Source organism: Variovorax sp. 01T439_2 (assembly GCF_056398445.1).
The window spans coordinates 1-4,135 of the sequence record NZ_JBFTPJ010000531.1 but is presented as its reverse complement, the minus strand read 5'-3'; the positions used below and the strand labels follow the sequence as shown (position 1 = coordinate 4,135).

At 69.1% G+C, this 4,135-nt stretch carries 5 protein-coding genes; 3 read left to right on the top strand and 2 right to left on the bottom strand.

Annotated elements, in window-relative coordinates; translation table 11 throughout:
* On the top strand, nt 1–1,208 hold a 1,208-nt coding region (gene moeA / locus AC1DOC_RS22435), incomplete at its 5' end, for a molybdopterin molybdotransferase MoeA (protein ID WP_478130509.1).
* 34 nt (nt 1,209–1,242) lie between these two features.
* Here the strand turns inward: moeA and rnhA are convergent.
* A complete protein-coding gene (gene rnhA, locus AC1DOC_RS22430) occupies nt 1,243–1,692 on the bottom strand; it encodes a ribonuclease HI (protein ID WP_012747450.1) in 450 nt (149 codons plus the stop codon).
* 35 nt (nt 1,693–1,727) lie between these two features.
* Nucleotides 1,728–2,483 carry a class I SAM-dependent methyltransferase gene (locus tag AC1DOC_RS22425; RefSeq protein WP_018906116.1) on the bottom strand — a complete coding sequence of 252 codons (756 nt, stop codon included), beginning with the start codon at nt 2,481–2,483 and terminating at the stop codon, nt 1,728–1,730.
* 19 nt (nt 2,484–2,502) lie between these two features.
* Between AC1DOC_RS22425 and gloB the strand changes: the two genes are divergently transcribed.
* Nucleotides 2,503–3,282 carry a hydroxyacylglutathione hydrolase gene (gloB, locus tag AC1DOC_RS22420; RefSeq protein ID WP_018906117.1) on the top strand — a complete coding sequence of 260 codons (780 nt, stop codon included), beginning with the start codon at nt 2,503–2,505 and terminating at the stop codon, nt 3,280–3,282.
* Nucleotides 3,279–4,135: transglycosylase SLT domain-containing protein (locus tag AC1DOC_RS22415; protein ID WP_478130508.1), on the top strand; the 857-nt coding region annotated here is incomplete at its 3' end. The genes gloB and AC1DOC_RS22415, both read left to right, overlap by 4 nt.

Genomic DNA, 4,135 nt, shown 5'->3' with positions numbered 1-4,135 from the left:
TGGCCGAGCGCGAGGAAGTCGCGCTGCGCGAAGCGCTCGGCCGCGTGCTGGCCGAAGACATCATCTCGCCGGTCAGCGTGCCGCCGCACGACAACTCCGCGATGGATGGCTTTGCCTTCGACGGCGCGATCCTGCGGGACGATTCGCCGACCGACGCCTCCATCGAGCTGCGCGTGGTGGGTACCGCCTTGGCCGGCACGGCCTGGCGCGGCGCGCACGCCGCCGGCGACGCGGTTCGCATCATGACGGGCGCGGTCATGCCCGAAGGGCTCGACACCGTGATCCCGCAGGAATTCTGCAAGGTCGACGGCGACCGCGTGCGCTTTCCCGCCAAGGTGCTTCGGCGCGGCGACAACCGCCGCTTCGCGGGTGAAGACCTCATGCAGGGCCAGCCGGCCTTGCGGCGCGGCGAGCGCCTGTCGCCTGCCGCGCTGGGCATGGTCGCYAGCCTGGGCCTGCCTTCGGTGCCCGYGCTGCGGCGGCTGCGCGTGGCCTATTTCTCGACCGGCGACGAGATCCTGAGCCTTGGCGAGCCGCCGCGCGAAGGCGCGGTGTACGACAGCAACCGCTACACGGTGTTCGGCCTGCTCACGCGGCTGGGCTGCGAAGTGATCGACCTGGGCCTGGTGCGCGACGACCCGGCCACGCTCGCCGCCACGCTGCAGCAGGCCGCGGGCCAGGCCGACGCCATCATCACCAGCGGCGGCGTGAGCGTCGGCGCCGCCGACCACACACGCGCCGTGATGCAGCAGCTCGGCGACATGGCGTTCTGGCGCGTGGCGATGCGCCCCGGCCGGCCGATGGCGGTCGGGCTCGTTCCGCGCAGCCAGCAGGCCTCATCACAGCCGGGCTCTGCCGTGCTCTTCGGCCTGCCCGGCAATCCGGTGGCCGTCATGGTCACCTTTCTTGCCTTCGTGCGGCCGGCCCTGCTGCGCATGATGGGCTGCCACGAGATTGCCGCCGCGCCGGCGCCGCTGCTGCGCGCGCGCGCCGCGAGCGCCATCCGCAAGAAGCCSGGCCGCACCGAATACCAGCGCGGCTTCGTGCGGGCGGTGGCCGGTGCGCTGCCCGAGGTCCGCATTGCCGGCAACCAGGGCTCCGGCGTGCTGAGCTCGATGGTCGAGGCCAACGGGCTCGTGGTGCTGCACCACGACCAGGGCAATGTGGCCGCGGGCGACGAAGTCGACGTGATGATGCTGGAGGCGTAGCCCGCCATGGGCCGCGCACTCGGCAGGCAGCGGCTCAGATCCGGCCCAGCGCCTTGTCCACGCCCTTGTTGGCCAGCATGTCGGCACGCTCGTTGCCGACGTCGCCCGAATGGCCCTTGACCCAGCGCCATTCGATCACATGGCCCCCTTCGGCCACCAGCTTGTCGAGTTTCTGCCAGAGCTCGACGTTCTTGACCGGCTGCTTGGTCGAGGTGCGCCAGCCCTTGGCCTTCCAGCCGCGGATCCATTCGGTGATGCCCATGCGCACGTACTGGCTGTCCAGGTAGAGAATGACCTTGCAGGGCCGCTTGAGCGCGGCCAGGCCCTCGATCACGGCGGTGAGCTCCATCCGGTTGTTGGTGGTGTTGAGTTCGCCGCCGAACAGTTCCTTTTCGGTGGCGCCCGACTTGAGCCACGCACCCCAGCCGCCAGGGCCGGGATTGCCTTTGCACGCACCATCGGTGTAGATCACGACTTCGTTCAAAACGCTCTTTTCCTTCTTCTTCAATATTTCAATGTTCAATCGGCGCGGTCGGCCTTGGCCTTGTGCATCTTGCCTGCAATGGGTACCGGCGCGGTGGCGCGCGCCGCTGCACGGCGCCAGTCGGCGCTCAGCAGTCGCATGCCGCGCACCCGCTTGACGGCCACCAGGAAGTACGCCGCGCCGAAGATGGGCCACCAGCGCTCGCCGGCGGCGTCCATCCAGCGGCAGCGCTCGAGCCACGCCTCGCTGCGCACCGCGGGCCGGTAGACGCCGAAGCGCCCCGACTCCACCTCGAAGCTCAGGAGCCGCAGCCAGTCGCGCATGCGCCAGTAGCCGATGAACTCGCCGCCCTCGGGCAGAAAGAGATCGCCGAGGCCGAGCCGGCGGTACAGGTGCGCGCGGCGCTGCCGCATGCCCCAGAGGCTGGCCGGATTGAGCCCGCAGATCACCACGCGGCCCTCTGGCACCAGCACCCGCTCCACTTCGCGCAGGGCCGCATGGGGGTCCTGGCTCAGCTCCAGCGCATGCGGCAGCACCACCAGGTCGAGGCTGTTGGCGGCAAACGGCAGCGCCGCAAAATCGGTGTACAGCGCAGCCCTGCCGGACGGCTGGCCGGGGTCGGGCAGCGCCAGCCAACGGTGCGGCATGCGGTTGGTGCGCAGGCCATCGACCCCGGCGGCACCGAGCTGCAGCGCGTGGTAGCCGAAAACATCCGCCACGGCTTCGTCGAACTGGGCCTGCTCCCACGCGAGCAGGTAGCGGCCGGGGGGGGTCGCGAACCAATCCTGCAAACCTATAATTTGACCGCTCATGACCCTTGTTCCGCTGCCCGCCTTCGCTGACAACTACATCTGGATGCTGCAGGACGGGTCCAACGCGATCGTGGTGGACCCGGGCGACGCCCAACCGGTGTTCGACGCCTTGGCGCGCGACAAGCTGCAGCTCGCCGCGATTCTAGTCACGCACCATCACCCCGATCACACGGGCGGCGTGGCCGCGCTCCATGCCGCCACCGGCGCGCCGGTCTTCGGTCCGGCACGCGAACGCATTCCGCAGCCCTTCGAGCCGCTGTCGCATGGCGACACCGCCAAGGTGCTCGGGCTGCGCTTTTCGGTCATCGACGTGCCGGGCCACACGGCCGGCCACATCGCGTACTTCCTGCCCGCAAGCGCAGGCCGGGCGCCGCTTCTTTTTTGCGGCGACACGCTGTTCTCCGGCGGCTGCGGCCGGCTGTTCGAAGGCACGCCAGCGCAGATGCTGGCCTCGCTCGATGCGCTGGCGGCGCTGCCGGGCGACACCCGCGTGTGCTGCGCGCACGAATACACACTTGCTAACCTGCGTTTCGCCCGCGCGGTGGAACCCGGCAATGCCGATCTGACTCAGTACAGCGCGCACTGCGAAAGCCTGCGCGCGCAGCGGCGGCCCACGCTGCCCTCGCAACTGGCCACCGAACGCCGGATCAACCCCTTTCTTCGCAGCCGCGAAGCCACTGTCCTTAGAGCGGTGCGCGAGCACGCCGAGCTTTCCGCCGATGCGGCCGAAGCCGAGGTGTTCGCTGCGCTGCGCCAATGGAAAAACGACTTCCGATGAAACTTATCGCTGCTGTCTGCCTTGCAGGCTCACTGTTGCTCGCGGGCTGCGCGGGCACCAACAGCCCGTCTTCCTCCTCCACCACCGCATCCGCGCAATCCACCGCCGGCGGCACCGGTGCCAAGGCCTCCGGCAGCGCGGCGCCGGTCTATCCAGGCGGCCCGCTCACTCCCATCACCAGCAGCGAAGCCCATTCGCAGAGCGTCGTCACGCTCGCGCCGCCCGCCGACATGTGGGACCGCATCCGCCGCGGCTTCAAGATGCCGAACCTCGAGAGCGACCTGGTGCGCGACCGCGAGCAGTGGTATGCCAGCCGGCCCGACTACATCCAGCGCATGACCGAGCGCTCGAACAAGTACATCTTCCACATCGTCGAAGAACTCGAGCGGCGCAACATGCCGACCGAACTCGCGCTGCTGCCGTACATCGAGAGCGCGTTCAACCCGCAGGCCATTTCCAGCGCGCGCGCCGCGGGCATGTGGCAGTTCATGCCCGCCACCGGCACCGACTTCGACCTCAAGCAGAACATCTTCCGCGACGACCGGCGCGACGTGGTGGCCTCGACGCGCGCCGCACTCGACTACCTGCAAAAGCTCTACGGCATGTTCGGCGACTGGCAGCTCGCGCTGGCCGCCTACAACTGGGGCGAAGGCAGCGTGAGCCGCRCCATCGCCAAGAACCAGCGCCTGGGCCTGCCCACCACCTACAGCGACCTTTCCATGCCGGCCGAAACGCGGCTCTACGTGCCCAAGCTGCAGGCGGTGAAGAACATCGTGGCCAATCCGCAGGCGTTCAACACCGAGCTGCCGCTGATCGCGAACCACCCGTACTTCCAGACCGTGACGCTCACGCG